The sequence below is a fragment of the Bradyrhizobium sp. SBR1B genome (assembly GCF_014198205.1).
Taxonomy (GTDB): Bacteria; Pseudomonadota; Alphaproteobacteria; order Rhizobiales; family Xanthobacteraceae; genus Bradyrhizobium.
Genome location: NZ_JACIHC010000001.1, coordinates 933,408 through 947,460, shown reverse-complemented (window position 1 = coordinate 947,460; position 14,053 = coordinate 933,408). Strand labels below are relative to the sequence as shown.

The window sequence follows — 14,053 nt, the reverse complement described above, 5'->3', positions numbered from 1 at the left end:
CGCGTCACGTCCGTTCATGCTTGCGCAGATCGTGGGCGTGATCGAGGCGAATTGCCTGGAGGTCGACGTCTTCGGGCGGGATCCGGGGCAGGGTGGCCTCGGTCAGGATCGCCTCGGTGACGTCTTCGACCGAACTCCCGGCGATCTCGTGGATGAACGAGACATTCCGGTATTCGCCCGAGGCGATGCGGGAGATGACCTCACGCCTTGTGATTTCGGGGTCGACGACCGCCTCGCGGCCTCGCCGTCCGTAGTCGATCATCACGACGAAATATTGCATCAAAACGACTCTGCCGCGCCCCATTGCGGGCGCGCGGCAGATTATTTCCGAAAAACAGAATCAGGTCAAGGGCGATTTCGAAAAATCGAAATCGCCGGCCGTGCGAGGCCTCACTTGCCCTTCTTGCGGGGGCGCGCCGACTTGGCGCGCAGCCGCTCGAGCTGGCCCTTGGGCATGGACAGGCAGATCTCACCCACCCAATCGAGCTTCACGCCGACGATCGGCTTGGCGTTGAAGCTGGTAAGATTGACGAGGGACGGGCTTTTCCCCCGCTCGATCGTTTTCAGATAGCGTTCGCCGGTCTTGAGCCGGACGACGGCCTCCTCGCCGTAGAAGCTCGACAGCGGATGGCGCTGGTCCTTGTAGACCACGATCACGTCGCCGCTCTCGTATTTGGGCAGCATCGAATCACCCACGATCTCGAAGGCGACAGTCTCTTCCATGATCGGGAAGGGCAGCGCGATGTAGCCGAGACCCTCCGGGGGGACCTGCTCGTAATCCGGCTCGATCACGGCGCCGGCACCGACGCGGCCCATGATCGGCGCGAGGTTGAGCTCGAGATATTCCATGATTGGAATGATCTCCGAGGCCTTCACCAGGCGTTCGCCGCCGAGGATCTCCGAGACCGCGCCGGGCCGCACGCCCATGGCCGCCGCGAGGCCGCCCTTGCTCTTGCCCGTCTTCTCCAGGCCCCGCTCGATCATTGCAACGTCCAACATGGTGATTCCCTCGATTGCCCATCGTCTCGCTCTTGTAATCCGAAATTCGGAATTATTGCAATTATGAATATCAGAATTATCGCTTGACTTTGGCTTCGGAATACCGGAATGTCCGTTTCGTCCCCGGTCGTGCGATCGGAGGAGGCGCATCACAGGACAGCAGCATGGAACCGGGCCATTGGCCGTCGGAGCATTCCGACGCGCTTCGCGACTATTTTCTCAAAGGCATGTCTTATGCGGAGATCGGAAGACAGATAAACGCAAGGTTTGGAACGGCTTACACGCGCAATGCGGTGAGCGGCCGCGCCAAGCGGCTCGGGCTCGTCATACCGGAATGGATCGTGAGCCCATCGGTCGCGCCATATTTGCCCGGTGAAGCTCCGGTTTCGCCGCGCCGCGCGGTGCTACCGAATCTGAGCGTGCCGCCGAAGTCCGCAATGAAGCCTGCGGTGCAGGTGAAGCTGCGCTGCGTCGGCGTTCAGCCGCGCCTGATCCAACTGGTGGACCTCGATCCGGCCGACTGCCGCTATCCCTATGGCGGCGACAAGGACGGGGAGGAGATCGGCTTCTGCGGCCATCCGCGCCAGCCGGGCTCCAGCTATTGCGCGCCGCATGCGGGCCTGACGCGTCGCTCCAGGGCGGCGTCCGCCCGTGTCCCCGGTCCCGTCGTGCTGAAGCTGGTCTTCGCGGCCTGAACTCTCACCCGTTCCATCGTCAATTTCGCAAGGAGTATCCAAGTGGCTCGTGCACGACGCAATAAGTCCTACAAATTGGCGCAGATCTACGACCGGCGGTCCCGCGATGTGCCGTTCAATGCCGAAGTGGCGGAGGTCGAGGTCGACAATCCGCTGGCGCTCGATGCCGGTGAGAAGATCGTGGCGATCCGGTCGATCCGCGGCGATCCGCTGGGACGGCTGCACGCACACCACCAGATCGACGAGGCGCAATATCTCGGCGGGCGCGCCTTCCAGAACGATTGGGAGAAAGCGGAGCGGGGCCCTCAGGCGATGGACCCGACCCGCGAATATGTCGATGGCGCGCGCACGCGCGAGCCGGTGACCGAGAGCCAGCGCCAGGCGGTGCTGCGGCTGAACCAGGTCGAGCGCGAACTCGGGACCGACGGCGCTGCGCTGGTGCACGACGTGCTGGTGCTGGGCCTGACCATGGATCAGATCGGGCAGCGTCGCGCCGTCCGTACGCAGCGCTGGAACGACTATTTCGCGCGACGCTTTCGCGAGTGCCTGGACCGGCTGGCACTGATTTACGGCTTTGCGACGGAAACTGGGAAACAGCAGGCAGGGCGGCGCAGATGACCATGGCATGCCCGCGGTTTTGGCCGCGGGCGTGCCGGTCTGCCGCTCACGGATGCGGTACGATCTGGTAGGCCGTCGTATAGGGCTCGACGCGGAGCGAGGCGTTGGCCAAAAGCCCGATCCTGGCGGTCGGTGCCTGCTGCAATTCGCCGTTCGGGCCGCGATGCACGTTATATTGCCAGACCGTGAGATCGCCCTTCTGCGCCAGCGCGTGCGCAACCGCGCTCGCATCATTGCCGCCGAGCGCCTGAAGCTCCTCCGCCGACAACCCGACCACGATTTCGTCCTTGACGGTGACGATCTTGAACAGGTTCATCTTGGTCTCCTGCGCCCATGCGCCTTGTATCGAGAGGGTGAAAAGCGCGACCGCGGCGCCCTTGATGAGATCGCAGCGAGAAAGCATGCCGTCGTCCTTTGGTGCTGAGGCGCGCCCGAATCGAAGAGTTTTCAGCCATGGCGCCCGTTGTCTGCGTGGCCGTGTCGCAACGGCTTGGTCGTTCGTTCATGGACAACGGTTCACGCGGAAACATATCCGGCTTGCGAGATCGATCGTTATTTCGCCGTTAATACAACCGCCGAGGCCGCACTCAACAATTACGTGTAGGCGCTGAGAAGCTCATTCGCAGCCGAATGTCCGTCATCTCGGAAACAAGCGGAAACGTTGTGCCGATTGATGGCGATCAAGGCTGTGTGTGTGATTGATGACGCTTCTTGACGCAGGTGGGTGACTGCGGTCGATATACCTGTTATCCGGAATTGCCGTGGTGCGATGCAGACGAAGCATCGCTATAGCTACTGTTGGGCTTGCCGGACGGGTTGTTCCTTGACATAATTGCAACCAGTCGGTTGAGCTAGTCGTTTGGACATGTCGTTCGGCGTGCCAACCTGCCGGGGCCACCCGGCCGAGAGTTCGTCGCCATAGGTCCGGTTATGGCGTCTTGTTATGGCGTTCGGTTCTTGAGCGGGTCACGAAGCCGATGCTTGTCATGGGTGCGAGATGAAAAACCTCAATTTCGCGGCTGAACTGCACCTCAAGCTCGGCGCGCCCGCGAGCGGTACGGTCGAAAGCCTGCGCCTGCTCCGCGCGTTCCTGAAGCTCGCGCCACGACAGCGTTTCGAGGTCATCAAGCTGGTCGAAGACCTCGCCACCGAAGAGGTTCTGCCCGAGCACCCCTTGTCCTGAGCCCGGCCACGCGCCGGCCTTACGCCGTCTCTTTCATTTTCCCGTTCGTTTTCCCGCTGGAGCCGGACTGCCGGCGACGTTTCCACGCGGCTGGCCGCTGGAAGGCGATCCGGCAAGTGTGGTATTCAATTGGGAAAACGGGAGGAGTGCGACCATGATCGAACCGAAGCTCGAAGTTCCGGCCGAACTGCGCGACCTGGCCGAGAAGACAATTGATCAGGCGGAGAAAGCATTCGGCATGTTTTTCGACGCCGCCACCAAATCGATGTCGTCCGTTCCAGGACCGGGGACGGAGGTGTCGAAGCAGGCGCTGGTTTTCACTGAGCAGAACATGAAGTCGGCCTTCGAGCATGCGCGCAAGCTGGTTCATGCCACCGACCTTCAGGAAGCGATGCGAATCCAGTCCGATTTCCTGCGCAGCCAGTTCACCAGCGCCGGAGATCACATGCGCCAGATGACCGGCAGTCTCATGCAACCGGGCAAGGGGAAGTCCTGATTCTCTGAGTGCGCACCATAGGTCGATGACAGGCCACCGAACGACCACATTCGTCGTCCGTCATCCCTTCTGCTGATCCCTGCCGGTCCTCCGGCAGGGATTTGCATTTGCGGCAGCGTCGTGCCCGGCGCGCGACCAAAGCGCGTTGCGATCAGGATGTATCGCCATCGCGCTGTTCAAGCTGATCTTTTCGGAAAACCGCTGCGCACTTTTCCGGATGACGCTTTAGCGCAGCGATGCGATGTAGGCCGCGATGTCGCCGGCTTCGGTTCGGCTCAGGGGAAAATTCGGCATCTTCGGATGCGGATCAAGCAGGAAGAAGGCGAGCCTCTCCGGACTGAAGTCCGGCCTGCGCGCGACGGAGATAAAGGAGGGGACGTCGGCGCTCGCCTGGGTCTGGCCGTTCGCGACGACATGGCAGCTTGCGCACCAGCGCTTGGCGAGGTCGGCACCATGACCGGCGTCGGCCGCGAAAGCGGACGACGTGCCGATGCTCGAAGTCACGGCAAGCAGCAGGCAAATTCGTCTTAAATGCTGGTGCATAGGGCAACCTTCATGCATTGATTAGCGGCCACCATGCTTATCCGCAACACGATCCCGGAAATTGCGAGAGATCAATGCGGGCGATGATCGACCGCAGCAGCTTGCGGACCGAACGATAGAAATGCCGTACGAAAGCCGGCATCCTCGCCGCGGGCAGGCCAAGATCTTTCGTAACGAGACTTCTCGTACCGAGACTTCTCGTATCGAAACCTTTCGCATCAAGACTTTCGATATAGTGCGACACGTGTCTCTCCGAGGCCATATCGCCCTTTTATCCCGGCGCCTCGGAGCCGCCTTGATCTGTCGCAAAGCGTTCCCGGCTAATAGTCGCCCGGGTTCATGATCATCGGGGTTTTCGTATCAGCCGGCGCGAGCGCGCTGCTGGCGCTGTCACGCAGGAAGCGGTCGAGCGTTTCCTGGATCTTCTCCTTGACCGCGTTGGGACCGCGATCGCTCATTTCCGTGTGCTGCGCGCCAGTGTGAACGATGTCGATACCGCGCGCCTTGGCTTCTTCCGGCGTCGGCAGCACGCCTGGATCGGTCACGAAATGCGGGTCCTTCGACCGGAACGACAGGATCTTCATGCCGTCGCTGAGCACGAAAGGCACCCGCAGATTGTCGAGCGTGATCACCTTCGACACCAGCTCCGGATGCTGATGGGCCACATACATGGAGACATCGCCGCCGTTGGAATGGCCGACGAGGGTGACGTGGTCGTAATCGACGTTCTCCTGCTGCTTTTTCAGCTTGTCGAGCACGAAAAGAATGTTGGCTTCGCAGCGGATATAGACCTCGCGCCGGCCGACATATTGCTCACCGACATGGGTCATCAACGGCGGATCGCTCGGCAGATCCTGCTGGATGCTGGCAACCAGATAGCCGCGCGCGGCGAGCACGTTGGCGAGGAAGGAATATTCGGTGGCCTTGACGGTGTTGCCGTTGCTGATGATGGCGAGCGGGAGTTTCCAGAGGCCGAGATTGGCCTTGGTCTCGTAATCCCGCCGCACCGCCAACTCGACCGAGATCGGCCGCTGCCGCGCGGCGTCGTACAGGGTCAAAGTCTCATGGCGGATCGCGAACCGGCTGACGACAAAATATTCCCCGACGCCGAGGACACAGAGAAACGCCAGGATTGCAAACACCCTCGTCATGATCTCGTCTCAAATCACATTTGGCTGAACATGGTCATTGGGAACTCCCGGATCGAGCGACCGTGAGCAGGTTACGGGATTAAATTTAGGCAAGTCTGTGAACAAGGCCGCAAAAAGGGCTGCACGCCGGCTTACCGCGCGAACGACCGGGCGGCTAGAGACAGCCGGACTTGCCGCGTTCGGGGCAGAGCCGGAACGCGCTCGATAGGGTCAACAGGAAGCGCGGGCTGCGGCGCTCGTTGTCCGGCGCCCGGTAGCTCAGGGGCACGGCCACGCCGAGATCGGCCTGGAGATCGTCCGGCAGGAAGAAGCGCACACCGGCGCCGGCCGAGGTGAGCGACAGGCCGTCGCTCAGGCGGTAACCGTCGTTCCAGACTGCGCCGGCGTCGCCAAAGGCATAGAGCTGATAGCCGGTCCAGTAGCGGAAGTTGAGCTTCTGGTCGAAGCGCAGTTCGAGCGAGCCGGCAAGACCGTTGTCGCCGCTGATCTCGGCTGCGCCATAGCCCCGGCCGAAGGCCGCGCCGCCGAGATAGAATTGCTGCGAGGTGAACAGCGGCCGCGATGCCGTCTGGCTCGCTGCGGAGAGTTTGAGCGACCAGGCGTCATTGAGCGTCTGGTAGCGCGTGAACCAGAGGTTCAGCACCGAAAAGTTCGAGGATGCGCCGTCGCGCGACAACAGGTCGTCGTCGAAATGCGAGGCGCCGAAGATGTCGAGGCCCTGACGGTAGGTCAGTGTCGCAAGATTAGTGCCGCCGAAGCGATCCTGCAGCCGGTAGTCGGCGGTCAGGCTCGCGGTCCTGATATGGTCATTGTACCAGGGGCCGTAGAGGTCGTGCTCGGACACGTTGCTGAACGTCGTCGCCGCGGTCAGCGTGAGCGTGGAGGATTGCGACTGGAGCGGGACGATGCTGGCCCGTACCTCGAACGCCTCGGTCGTGGTGATGTCGCTGTCGAGGCGGCGGGCATCGCCCGGCCGAACCGCGCTGTACAGGACGGAAGCGCCGAGGCGCACGCCGTCGACGCCGACGGGCGCGTCATAGGACAGCCGCGCAAAGCCGAGCTGGCGTGGGTCGTTGGCAATGGTCGACAGGTTGACCGCCAGCGTGTCGCCGGGCGTGAGGTAGGAGTTGAACGCGCCGGTCGCGTAGGTCTGCCACGGGCCGACCGAGGATGATCCGAGATTGTCCAGGCCGAACGAGGAGAAGACGTGCCAGGTCTTCAAATAGACTGTGAGACGGAAGTGGCCGGTCGCGCCACCGATCTCCTCCAGCGCAGTATCGGTGATCCGGACGCCCGGCCTGCCGTTGATGAGGAAGAGCTGACGTTCGAGGGTGGGGAGGCGCGACGGCCGCTCGGCCAGAACCGGTCCGAGCATCGGCCTTACGCCGAATTGCTCGGCGCCGTCGCCTTTCAGCTCCGCCTGCACGATGGCGCCTTCGATCACCTGGATCCGGACGCGGCCGCCGGCAATGTCCTGCGGCGGGACGATGGCCCGGCTCAGATGGAAGCCGTCGGCGCGGTAGAGATCGCTGATCGCGCCGGCGATCGCGGCGAGATCCGCCTGCGAAACCTGCTTGCCGAGATAAGGCTGATAGACCGCGGCGATGCGATCTTGGGAGACGGCCTGGGCGCCGCTGACATTGACGCCGCGCAGCACGAATTGCGGCTTCGTATCCCCGCCGGTGTTCGGCTGTCCGACGCTCGGAAGCTGGACCGGAGGCCGGCTCAGCGATTCCCGCTCGCTTTGGTTATCGAAATATTTCTCGGACTGGCGCGGATCGAAACCGGGCTGGTTCGCCTGTTGTGCGAACCCCTGGGAAATTCCCGCAAAGATCGGTACCAGCACTGCCAATGCGGTAATGAGATGCCGCTGCTCGACGCACGTCGCGAATCTGCCTCCGTAGTTTGACGGAGACTTTGCGATGGGGCGGTAAGGGTTCGTTATCCGCATGATTTTTCATAGTTTTTTATGGTCAATGATTGGTTAATGCTGCCACTGCACTGGCCGCTTCCCGCTAAGCCTCTCTTGAGTGATTTCGGATTACCCCTCAGGGCCCGCGCGTAACGCGGACTGAGGATCGTCATGCTTGGCAGAATTGGAATGCGGTGTGCCTTCGTGGCGGCGCTGACCCTTGGAACGGCTTCCGGTGCGTTCGCCGCGGAGGATGGCGTCTGGTCGGTCAGCAAGGCCACCGGTGAGGTGTGGATCGCGACCGAGGGCGCGCAACCGGTGTCGCTGAATCGGGAAGAGACGCTCAAGCCTGGCAATACCATCCGCACCGGACGCAACGGCCGGGTGCTGCTCGTCCGCGGCGAGGAAACCATTCTGATCTCTCCCAACTCCGTGGTCGGCTTGCCGTCGGAGAAGAAGGAAGGGCTCACGACCACCATCATTCAGCGGGCGGGATCGATCCTGCTCGAGGTCGAGAAGCGCAACGTCAAGCATTTCGAGGTCGAGACGCCCTATCTCGCCGCCGTGGTCAAGGGAACGCAGTTCAGCGTCACCGTGGGAGCTGATAGCACCAAGGTCGGCGTGCTTCGCGGCCAGGTCGAAGTCTCCGACTTCAAGACGGGACAGATTGCCCAGGTCATGCCGGGACAAGCGGCCACCGTGTTTGAGCACGGCAAGCCCGGTCTCAGCTTGAGCGGCGCGGGGACGTTCAATCCTATCGAGCATGGCAAGCCGCGCGCCTCGACGATCGAGCGTGTCCCCGTCCCGAAATCGGGCCTGTCGGCGCCGCGCAATGCCGCGAGCGGCCATGCGATCCATGCGCTCGGTCCGATCGACAAGAGGACCAAGGCGGCTGGCGCGCCAAAGGCATCGCATCAGGCGGCTGGAGGTCATGTCTCCAAGGCCGGCGTCGTGCGCATCTCGAGCTCGCTCGGCGAGGTCAAGCTCAATGTCCACAAGGTCACGAACGGGCTCGCCCACGGCGCAGTGGCACCCGGACAGGTGCGCAACGCCAACGCCAGCACGGGTGCCGAGACGGTCTGGAGCGACAGCAAGTCCAGCACGGCAGCGTCCAACAGCGCCGTCCAGACTGCAGCGACGACAAGCGGTGCCGCAACGGCTGGCAGCAACTCGTCGAACCCAGGCGCAGCGATCGCGGCAGCTGCCGCCAACAACGGAAACGCCGGCAGCAACGGCAATTCCGGCAATGGCAACAACGGCAATGGCGCCGGCAACGGCAACAGCGGCGCCACCGGCAATGGCTGGGGCAACAATGGTAACGGCAATGGGAATGGCGGCTTCAACGGCAGCAATGGGCGTGGCCACAACAGACATTAAAGCGATTTTCTAGGGGATGAGGGGCGTACCTGCAGAAGCGGGTGCGCAGGAGGGTGGAGTGAAACGCTATCGGCCGCATATTCTCGTCGTGATCGCGCTTGCGATCGTGCTGTCCACGGGATGGCATGGTGCGCTTCGCAACGCGCTCACTGATCTGCGGTTCAGCTGGCAATCGCGTGCGGCCAGCGGCAATGTCGTCGTGGTGGCCATCGACGCACCGTCTATCGATCAGATCGGCGTGTGGCCGTGGCCGCGCCGGCTCCACGCGGAGCTGTTGCGCAGGCTCGAGGTGGCGGGCGCGGGGGACATCGCCTTCGACGTCGATTTCAGCACACCTTCGGATCCGGCTTCCGACGAGGCCTTCGTCCACGCCCTTCGCGAGGCCGGCGGCTCGACGATCCTGCCATCCTTCAAGCAGCCGACGCCGAATGGTGGCGCGGCCCACGTCAATCGTCCCCTGAAGCCGTTCAGCAACCAGTCGTGGCCGGCCGTCGTCAACGTCGCTGTCGAATCCGACGGACTCGTTCGCCGCTATCCGTTCGGCGAGAAGCTCGGCGATGCCTTGATGCCGTCGATGGCCGTGGTGCTGGCCGGGCAGGACGCTAACCGGCGGCCGCCCTTCTTGATCGACTTCAGCATTCGTGCGGCCTCCATTCCGAGCATCTCCTATGCCGACGTGCTGCGCGGCGATACTGCGGCTCTCGACAAGATGAGAGGCAAGAAAATCATCGTCGGCGCCACCGCGCTCGAGCTCGGCGACCGGTTCAGCGTTCCCAACGGCAAGCTCGTCTCGGGGCCGGTCCTGCAGGCGCTTGCGGCAGAATCGATCCTCCAGAGCCGGATGCTGCACTGGACATCCGATATCGGCATGATCCTGGGCCTGGGTCTGATCTGCCTGCTGATGATGTATTCGTGGCGCCGCCTCGCGCCAGGAATTCGCGTCGCAGTCCTGATCGCCTCCGGGGCTGCTATCGAGCTGGTCGCGGCCCTCGTGCAGGCAAGATGGCCCTTCGTCATCGACACATCGCTATTTCACATCGCGATCGTCGCCTATCTGGCTGCGATTGCGTTGGACGAAATCGATTTCCGTAGTCTCTTGGGGCGCATCGCCGAGAGCCGCTTTCACCGCATCGCGATGTCGCTCGGTGACGGTCTCGTCTGCACCGACGAGGATCACCGGATCACCGTCTGGAATCCCGGCGCCAGCGCGATCTTCGGCTACGCGCCGGCGGAGATGATCGGCCGTCCGTTCGAAACGCTGTGCGCCGTGCCGGCGGACGGTCATACAAGGCCGTCCATGCATGACGCCGCGCGCCAGGCGCTGCTGGTTCCGAGCGGAGCGGTCGTTGTCGAGTTCGAGGGCCGGCGCAAGAATGGTGAAACCTTCGCTGTCGAGGCGAGCTTCTCGGGCTGGCAGGGAACGGAGGGTTTTCAGTACGGTGCGATCCTGCGCGACATCTCGGTCCGCAAGCGCGAAGCAGAACGCGTCAAATATCTCGCCGAACATGATGCACTGACCGGCCTTGCCAATCGCAACACGCTGCATGCCGGCCTGGCCGGCATGGTAGCGGATGCGGAGCGACGGCCTCGCGAAGTCGCGTTGCTCGTCATCGGGCTCGACGGCTTCCAGGGCATCAACGACACGCTGGGGCATTCGGCGGGAGATCTGGTGCTGCAGGCGGTCGCCATTCGCCTGGAGGGCCGGGCCGGAGATGGGGCGATCGTCGCCCGGCTCGGCGGAGATGAATTCGCCATTGCGCGCGAAGCCGCGGATGGCGGTGAGCCGGTCGCGAAGTTCGCCGAGCGGATCGCGCGTGCATTCGAAACGCCGCTCGCGACGGGTACGCGCCAGCATCGTGTCAGGATCAGCATCGGCGTCGCGGTCTATGGCGAAGGCGGACAGGGTGCCGACGAACTTCTCAGCAATGCTCATCTGGCGTTGAGCAAGGCAAAGATGACGCGGCGCGGCAGCCATGTGATCTTTGAGGCTGCGATCAGGCAGGAGCTGGAGAACCGGCTGACGCTGGAGAGCGCGTTGGCGCTTGCGGCGGATCGCGGCGAGTTTGAGCTGTTCTACCAGCCCCAGGTCCGTCTGATCGACGGCAGCCTTGTCGGGGCCGAAGCGCTTATCCGTTGGCGGCATCCCGTGCGCGGCTACGTCTCGCCCGGAGAGTTCATGCCGGTGGTCAACACTTCCGCACTGTCAGAGCGGATCGCGAACTGGGTGATGGAGACCGCCTGCCGTCAGGCGCGCGTCTGGGAGCTGTCCGGCAACGGCGTGCGCGTCGCGATCAACCTGTCGCCCTCGCAGCTTCACTCCGGCGATCTCGCGCATTCGGTCGCGGCGTTGCTCGAAGCGACGGGGCTTAACCCGTCACTGCTCGAAATCGAGGTGACCGAAGACATCCTGATCCATGACGAACGCCGCGTGCTCGACATGTTCAAGCGAATTCAGGAGCTCGGGGTGCGCGTCCTGTTCGACGATTTCGGCACCGGTTATGCGAGCCTCAGCTATCTGAAGAAGTTTCCGCTCGACGGTCTCAAGATCGACCGGTCGTTCGTGCTCGATCTGCTCGCCGATTCCGACGATGCCGCGATCGTCGGCTCGACCATCGGCCTCAGCAAACAGCTCGGCCTCACGGTCGTGGCTGAAGGCATCGAGAACCGCGCGACTGCCGACTTTCTGGTCAGCATGGGATGCGCAGAAGGGCAGGGCTATTTCTTCGGCCGCCCGATGCCGGCCGAGGCATTTGAAAAGCAATTCCTGGCGGCCGAGCTCGACGCGGTCAGCGCTGCCTGAGCAGGGCGGCTTCGTTCTATCGCCGCCGCGCGACCGCGACCCCGAAGAGGAAAGCGACGAACAGGCTCGCAAGCGGCGCCTCGCGCGTGATCGCTGCTACCGTCGCGAGCGCCCCGCCGGGCTTTCGTGCTTGCTCGATTGCAGAGGTGAGACGATCGACGGCTGCGTGCAGGCCTCCGGCGACTTCACCCACCGTGCGGGAGACGTCCGCCGCGGTATCGATGGCACGTTCGGCCATGCCGGGTTGCGAGGTGGATTGCGGTATCTCCGTGCTCAAGTGCGCGACCTCCAGACCTGACGATGGGCCGGCACCTTTGGCTATCCGCGCGAGCGCTCGTTCTGAACAGCGGGTCTTGATGACCTTTGGCTATCCGCGACAGGCGCCGTGGTTTACGGCGGGTGCCGGCCTTGGATGGGCAATTCAGCGCGCGGGATTTTGTTCCGGACGACAGGACGACCACGCGGATCTTCCCCGGGAAACGACGGGTGCGAATCTCTGTTAGGCTGGCGGTGGCTTGCTGATGTCAGGAGACAGCCGTGACCGATCGGACCATGACGGATCGAGGCCGGCACATCGCCTTGCTCGGCGCTCCCATCGACATGGGGGCTTCGCAGCGCGGCACCTTGATGGGCCCCGCAGCGCTGCGCACCGCGGGCCTTGCGACAGTGCTTGAAAGTCTGGATTTCGAGGTCGTCGACTACGGCGATCTTTCCGTGGCCGAAGTCGGGGACCTCACCGACAGGCCGCCGGAAAGCGCCAATCACTACCGCGAGATCCAGCGCTGGACGCGCGTTCTGAGCCGCAAAGGCTATGAGATTGCGAAGACCGGCGCGCTCCCGATCTTTCTCGGCGGCGATCACACGCTGTCCATGGGATCGGTCAATGCCATGGCGCGTCATTGGCAGGAGCGGGGACGCGAGCTGTTCGTGCTCTGGCTCGATGCCCATGCCGACTACAACACGCCGCAAACGACGATCACTGCGAACATGCACGGCATGTCGGCCGCGTTCCTGTGTGCTGAGCCCGGCCTTGACGGCCTGCTCGGCGACGATCCGCGCGCTTCGATTACCCCTGACAGGCTCGATTTGTTCGGTGCGCGCTCGATCGACAAGCTCGAGAACGAATTGATGCGCGCGCGCCGGATCAGGGTCGTCGACATGCGCCAGATCGACGAGTTCGGCGTCGCCGTCTTGATCCGGCGCGTCATCGAGCGGGTCAAGGCGAGCAACGGCGTGCTGCATGTCAGCTTCGATGTCGATTTCCTCGATCCGTGCGTGGCGCCGGGCGTCGGCACCACGGTGCCGGGTGGAGCGACCTATCGTGAAGCACACCTGATCATGGAGCTGTTGCACGATTCCGGCGTGGTCGGATCGGTCGACATCGTCGAGCTCAATCCCTTCCTGGACGAGCGTGGCCGGACCGCGCGTACGGCGGTCGAGCTGATCGGCAGCCTGTTCGGCCAGCAGATCACCGACCGACCGACGCCGAGCAACGCGATCGCTCCGGGCGAGTGATGCCGTCGACCTGGAACCAATCGAGCTTCTTGCCGCGGACCTCGCGCCTTCAAAATTGGGCCGGAACATTCCCTCGATTGCCAAGTTTTCCCGGTGCTCTTCCCCAAGGGCGACCCCGTATGGCCTCAGCTCGAACGCCCCCGATATCCCCGCGAGCTGAGGCCTTTTTCTGCTCCGGCAGATTGGATATCGATGGTGCACGCAGTTCTCTCTCCTTCGGGGCGCATCGGTATGTTTTGTCAGAGAGATCGGCTGGTGACCCGGCCGGAACTTTGCCGACATAACACGTTCCCGATGCGCGGGCGCGAACGTAGGCGGACACCATGAAATGGATGCTTGTGGTCCTCGTGGGTGGCGTCGCCCCCGTCAATACCGATCTCGTATTCGACAAGTTCAGTGACTGCCTGTCCGCCGAAGCGCAAATGCGACAGCACTACGCCGATGCGTTCGATGCCTGGGACCGTGTGGCCGCAGCGAGAATCGACCGCCGTAGCGACTACAGGAAAGCCCGCGATCTCGAGGCGAAAAGACTGCTGAGCAACATAGGCACCTGTGTGCCACACGGCGGAGGAGATTCTATTGCGCCGGCGGAGCAGCCCAAGCCGCCCGCCGCACCTTCGCAGCAACCCGCTGCGCCGCCGCCGCCGGCGGTGCGACCTTAGCGAACGCCGACCGATTGCCTTCAGCCAAATTCCGGCCTGCGAGGTCGCAGCGGATCGGGAAAAAGTGGCAATCTCTTGGAACCTTGTCACCAATTCGCGGGT

General features: G+C 63.2%; 15 protein-coding genes. 8 read left to right on the top strand and 7 right to left on the bottom strand.

All coding sequences use genetic code 11. The features are described from left to right. Nucleotides 1-4: 4 nt before the first annotated feature. Together GGD61_RS04625 and GGD61_RS04620 are read right to left on the bottom strand one after the other, a co-directional pair. Nucleotides 5-280, bottom strand: a complete 276-nt coding sequence (locus GGD61_RS04625; protein ID WP_018319164.1) for a hypothetical protein — start codon at nucleotides 278-280, stop codon at nucleotides 5-7. Nucleotides 281-390: 110 nt separating this feature from the next. Next, a complete protein-coding gene (locus GGD61_RS04620; RefSeq protein ID WP_183230317.1) occupies nucleotides 391-999 on the bottom strand; it encodes a S24 family peptidase in 609 nt (202 codons plus the stop codon). Between the two features lie 164 nt (nucleotides 1,000-1,163). Here GGD61_RS04620 and GGD61_RS04615 point away from each other — a divergent pair, with 164 nt between their 5' ends. Further along, nucleotides 1,164-1,694 (top strand): GcrA family cell cycle regulator, encoded by a 531-nt coding sequence (locus GGD61_RS04615; protein ID WP_183230316.1) that lies wholly within the window; start codon nucleotides 1,164-1,166, stop codon nucleotides 1,692-1,694. A 42-nt stretch (nucleotides 1,695-1,736) separates the two neighbouring features. Next, nucleotides 1,737-2,312: a hypothetical protein gene (locus GGD61_RS04610; protein ID WP_018319167.1), complete on the top strand. Its 576-nt coding sequence runs from the start codon at nucleotides 1,737-1,739 to the stop codon at nucleotides 2,310-2,312. A 46-nt stretch (nucleotides 2,313-2,358) separates the two neighbouring features. On the opposite strand, the gene GGD61_RS04605 is transcribed toward GGD61_RS04610, so the two are convergent. Further along, nucleotides 2,359-2,715 (bottom strand): hypothetical protein, encoded by a 357-nt coding sequence (locus tag GGD61_RS04605; RefSeq protein ID WP_183230315.1) that lies wholly within the window; start codon nucleotides 2,713-2,715, stop codon nucleotides 2,359-2,361. Nucleotides 2,716-3,309: 594 nt separating this feature from the next. On the opposite strand from GGD61_RS04605, the gene GGD61_RS04600 reads away from it, so the two are divergent. Then, entirely contained in the window at nucleotides 3,310-3,495 is a 186-nt protein-coding gene (locus GGD61_RS04600; protein WP_028174427.1) for a hypothetical protein, read from the top strand. Nucleotides 3,496-3,649: 154 nt separating this feature from the next. Beyond that, nucleotides 3,650-3,991: a phasin gene (locus tag GGD61_RS04595; RefSeq protein WP_092261775.1), complete on the top strand. Its 342-nt coding sequence runs from the start codon at nucleotides 3,650-3,652 to the stop codon at nucleotides 3,989-3,991. 225 nt (nucleotides 3,992-4,216) lie between these two features. Here GGD61_RS04595 and GGD61_RS04590 read toward each other — a convergent pair whose 3' ends face one another. From GGD61_RS04590 to GGD61_RS04580, 3 genes are all read right to left on the bottom strand, one after another. Further along, nucleotides 4,217-4,534: a cytochrome c gene (locus GGD61_RS04590; protein WP_183230314.1), complete on the bottom strand. Its 318-nt coding sequence runs from the start codon at nucleotides 4,532-4,534 to the stop codon at nucleotides 4,217-4,219. A 320-nt stretch (nucleotides 4,535-4,854) separates the two neighbouring features. Beyond that, nucleotides 4,855-5,685, bottom strand: coding sequence for an alpha/beta hydrolase (locus GGD61_RS04585; RefSeq protein ID WP_018319173.1), 831 nt, complete (start codon nucleotides 5,683-5,685; stop codon nucleotides 4,855-4,857). 154 nt (nucleotides 5,686-5,839) lie between these two features. After that, nucleotides 5,840-7,636 carry a ShlB/FhaC/HecB family hemolysin secretion/activation protein gene (locus tag GGD61_RS04580; RefSeq protein WP_183230313.1) on the bottom strand — a complete coding sequence of 599 codons (1,797 nt, stop codon included), beginning with the start codon at nucleotides 7,634-7,636 and terminating at the stop codon, nucleotides 5,840-5,842. Nucleotides 7,637-7,768: 132 nt separating this feature from the next. Between GGD61_RS04580 and GGD61_RS04575 the strand changes: the two genes are divergently transcribed. Further along, nucleotides 7,769-8,974, top strand: coding sequence for a FecR domain-containing protein (locus tag GGD61_RS04575; RefSeq protein ID WP_183230312.1), 1,206 nt, complete (start codon nucleotides 7,769-7,771; stop codon nucleotides 8,972-8,974). A gap of 58 nt (nucleotides 8,975-9,032) precedes the next feature. Continuing rightward, on the top strand, nucleotides 9,033-11,774 hold the full coding sequence (locus tag GGD61_RS04570; RefSeq protein ID WP_183230311.1) for an EAL domain-containing protein: 2,742 nt from the start codon (nucleotides 9,033-9,035) through the stop codon (nucleotides 11,772-11,774). A 16-nt stretch (nucleotides 11,775-11,790) separates the two neighbouring features. On the opposite strand, the gene GGD61_RS04565 is transcribed toward GGD61_RS04570, so the two are convergent. After that, nucleotides 11,791-12,051: a hypothetical protein gene (locus GGD61_RS04565; protein ID WP_018319177.1), complete on the bottom strand. Its 261-nt coding sequence runs from the start codon at nucleotides 12,049-12,051 to the stop codon at nucleotides 11,791-11,793. 260 nt (nucleotides 12,052-12,311) lie between these two features. On the opposite strand from GGD61_RS04565, the gene rocF reads away from it, so the two are divergent. Both rocF and GGD61_RS04555 read left to right on the top strand, forming a co-directional pair. Beyond that, nucleotides 12,312-13,289, top strand: a complete 978-nt coding sequence (rocF, locus tag GGD61_RS04560) for an arginase (protein ID WP_183230310.1) — start codon at nucleotides 12,312-12,314, stop codon at nucleotides 13,287-13,289. A gap of 323 nt (nucleotides 13,290-13,612) precedes the next feature. Then, nucleotides 13,613-13,951: a hypothetical protein gene (locus GGD61_RS04555; RefSeq protein ID WP_183230309.1), complete on the top strand. Its 339-nt coding sequence runs from the start codon at nucleotides 13,613-13,615 to the stop codon at nucleotides 13,949-13,951. The last annotated feature ends 102 nt before the right edge of the window (nucleotides 13,952-14,053 follow it).

Bases quoted from the DNA above. Each gene is read 5' to 3' on its own strand.
- GGD61_RS04625 (WP_018319164.1), bottom strand. From the start codon at position 280: ATGCAATATTTCGTCGTGATGATCGACTACGGACGGCGAGGCCGCGAG.
- GGD61_RS04620 (WP_183230317.1), bottom strand. From the start codon at position 999: ATGTTGGACGTTGCAATGATCGAGCGGGGCCTGGAGAAGACGGGCAAG.
- GGD61_RS04615 (WP_183230316.1), top strand. From the start codon at position 1,164: ATGGAACCGGGCCATTGGCCGTCGGAGCATTCCGACGCGCTTCGCGAC.
- GGD61_RS04605 (WP_183230315.1), bottom strand. From the start codon at position 2,715: ATGCTTTCTCGCTGCGATCTCATCAAGGGCGCCGCGGTCGCGCTTTTC.
- GGD61_RS04600 (WP_028174427.1), top strand. From the start codon at position 3,310: ATGAAAAACCTCAATTTCGCGGCTGAACTGCACCTCAAGCTCGGCGCG.
- GGD61_RS04595 (WP_092261775.1), top strand. From the start codon at position 3,650: ATGATCGAACCGAAGCTCGAAGTTCCGGCCGAACTGCGCGACCTGGCC.
- GGD61_RS04590 (WP_183230314.1), bottom strand. From the start codon at position 4,534: ATGCACCAGCATTTAAGACGAATTTGCCTGCTGCTTGCCGTGACTTCG.
- GGD61_RS04585 (WP_018319173.1), bottom strand. From the start codon at position 5,685: ATGACGAGGGTGTTTGCAATCCTGGCGTTTCTCTGTGTCCTCGGCGTC.
- GGD61_RS04580 (WP_183230313.1), bottom strand. From the start codon at position 7,636: ATGCGGATAACGAACCCTTACCGCCCCATCGCAAAGTCTCCGTCAAAC.
- GGD61_RS04575 (WP_183230312.1), top strand. From the start codon at position 7,769: ATGCTTGGCAGAATTGGAATGCGGTGTGCCTTCGTGGCGGCGCTGACC.
- GGD61_RS04555 (WP_183230309.1), top strand. From the start codon at position 13,613: ATGAAATGGATGCTTGTGGTCCTCGTGGGTGGCGTCGCCCCCGTCAAT.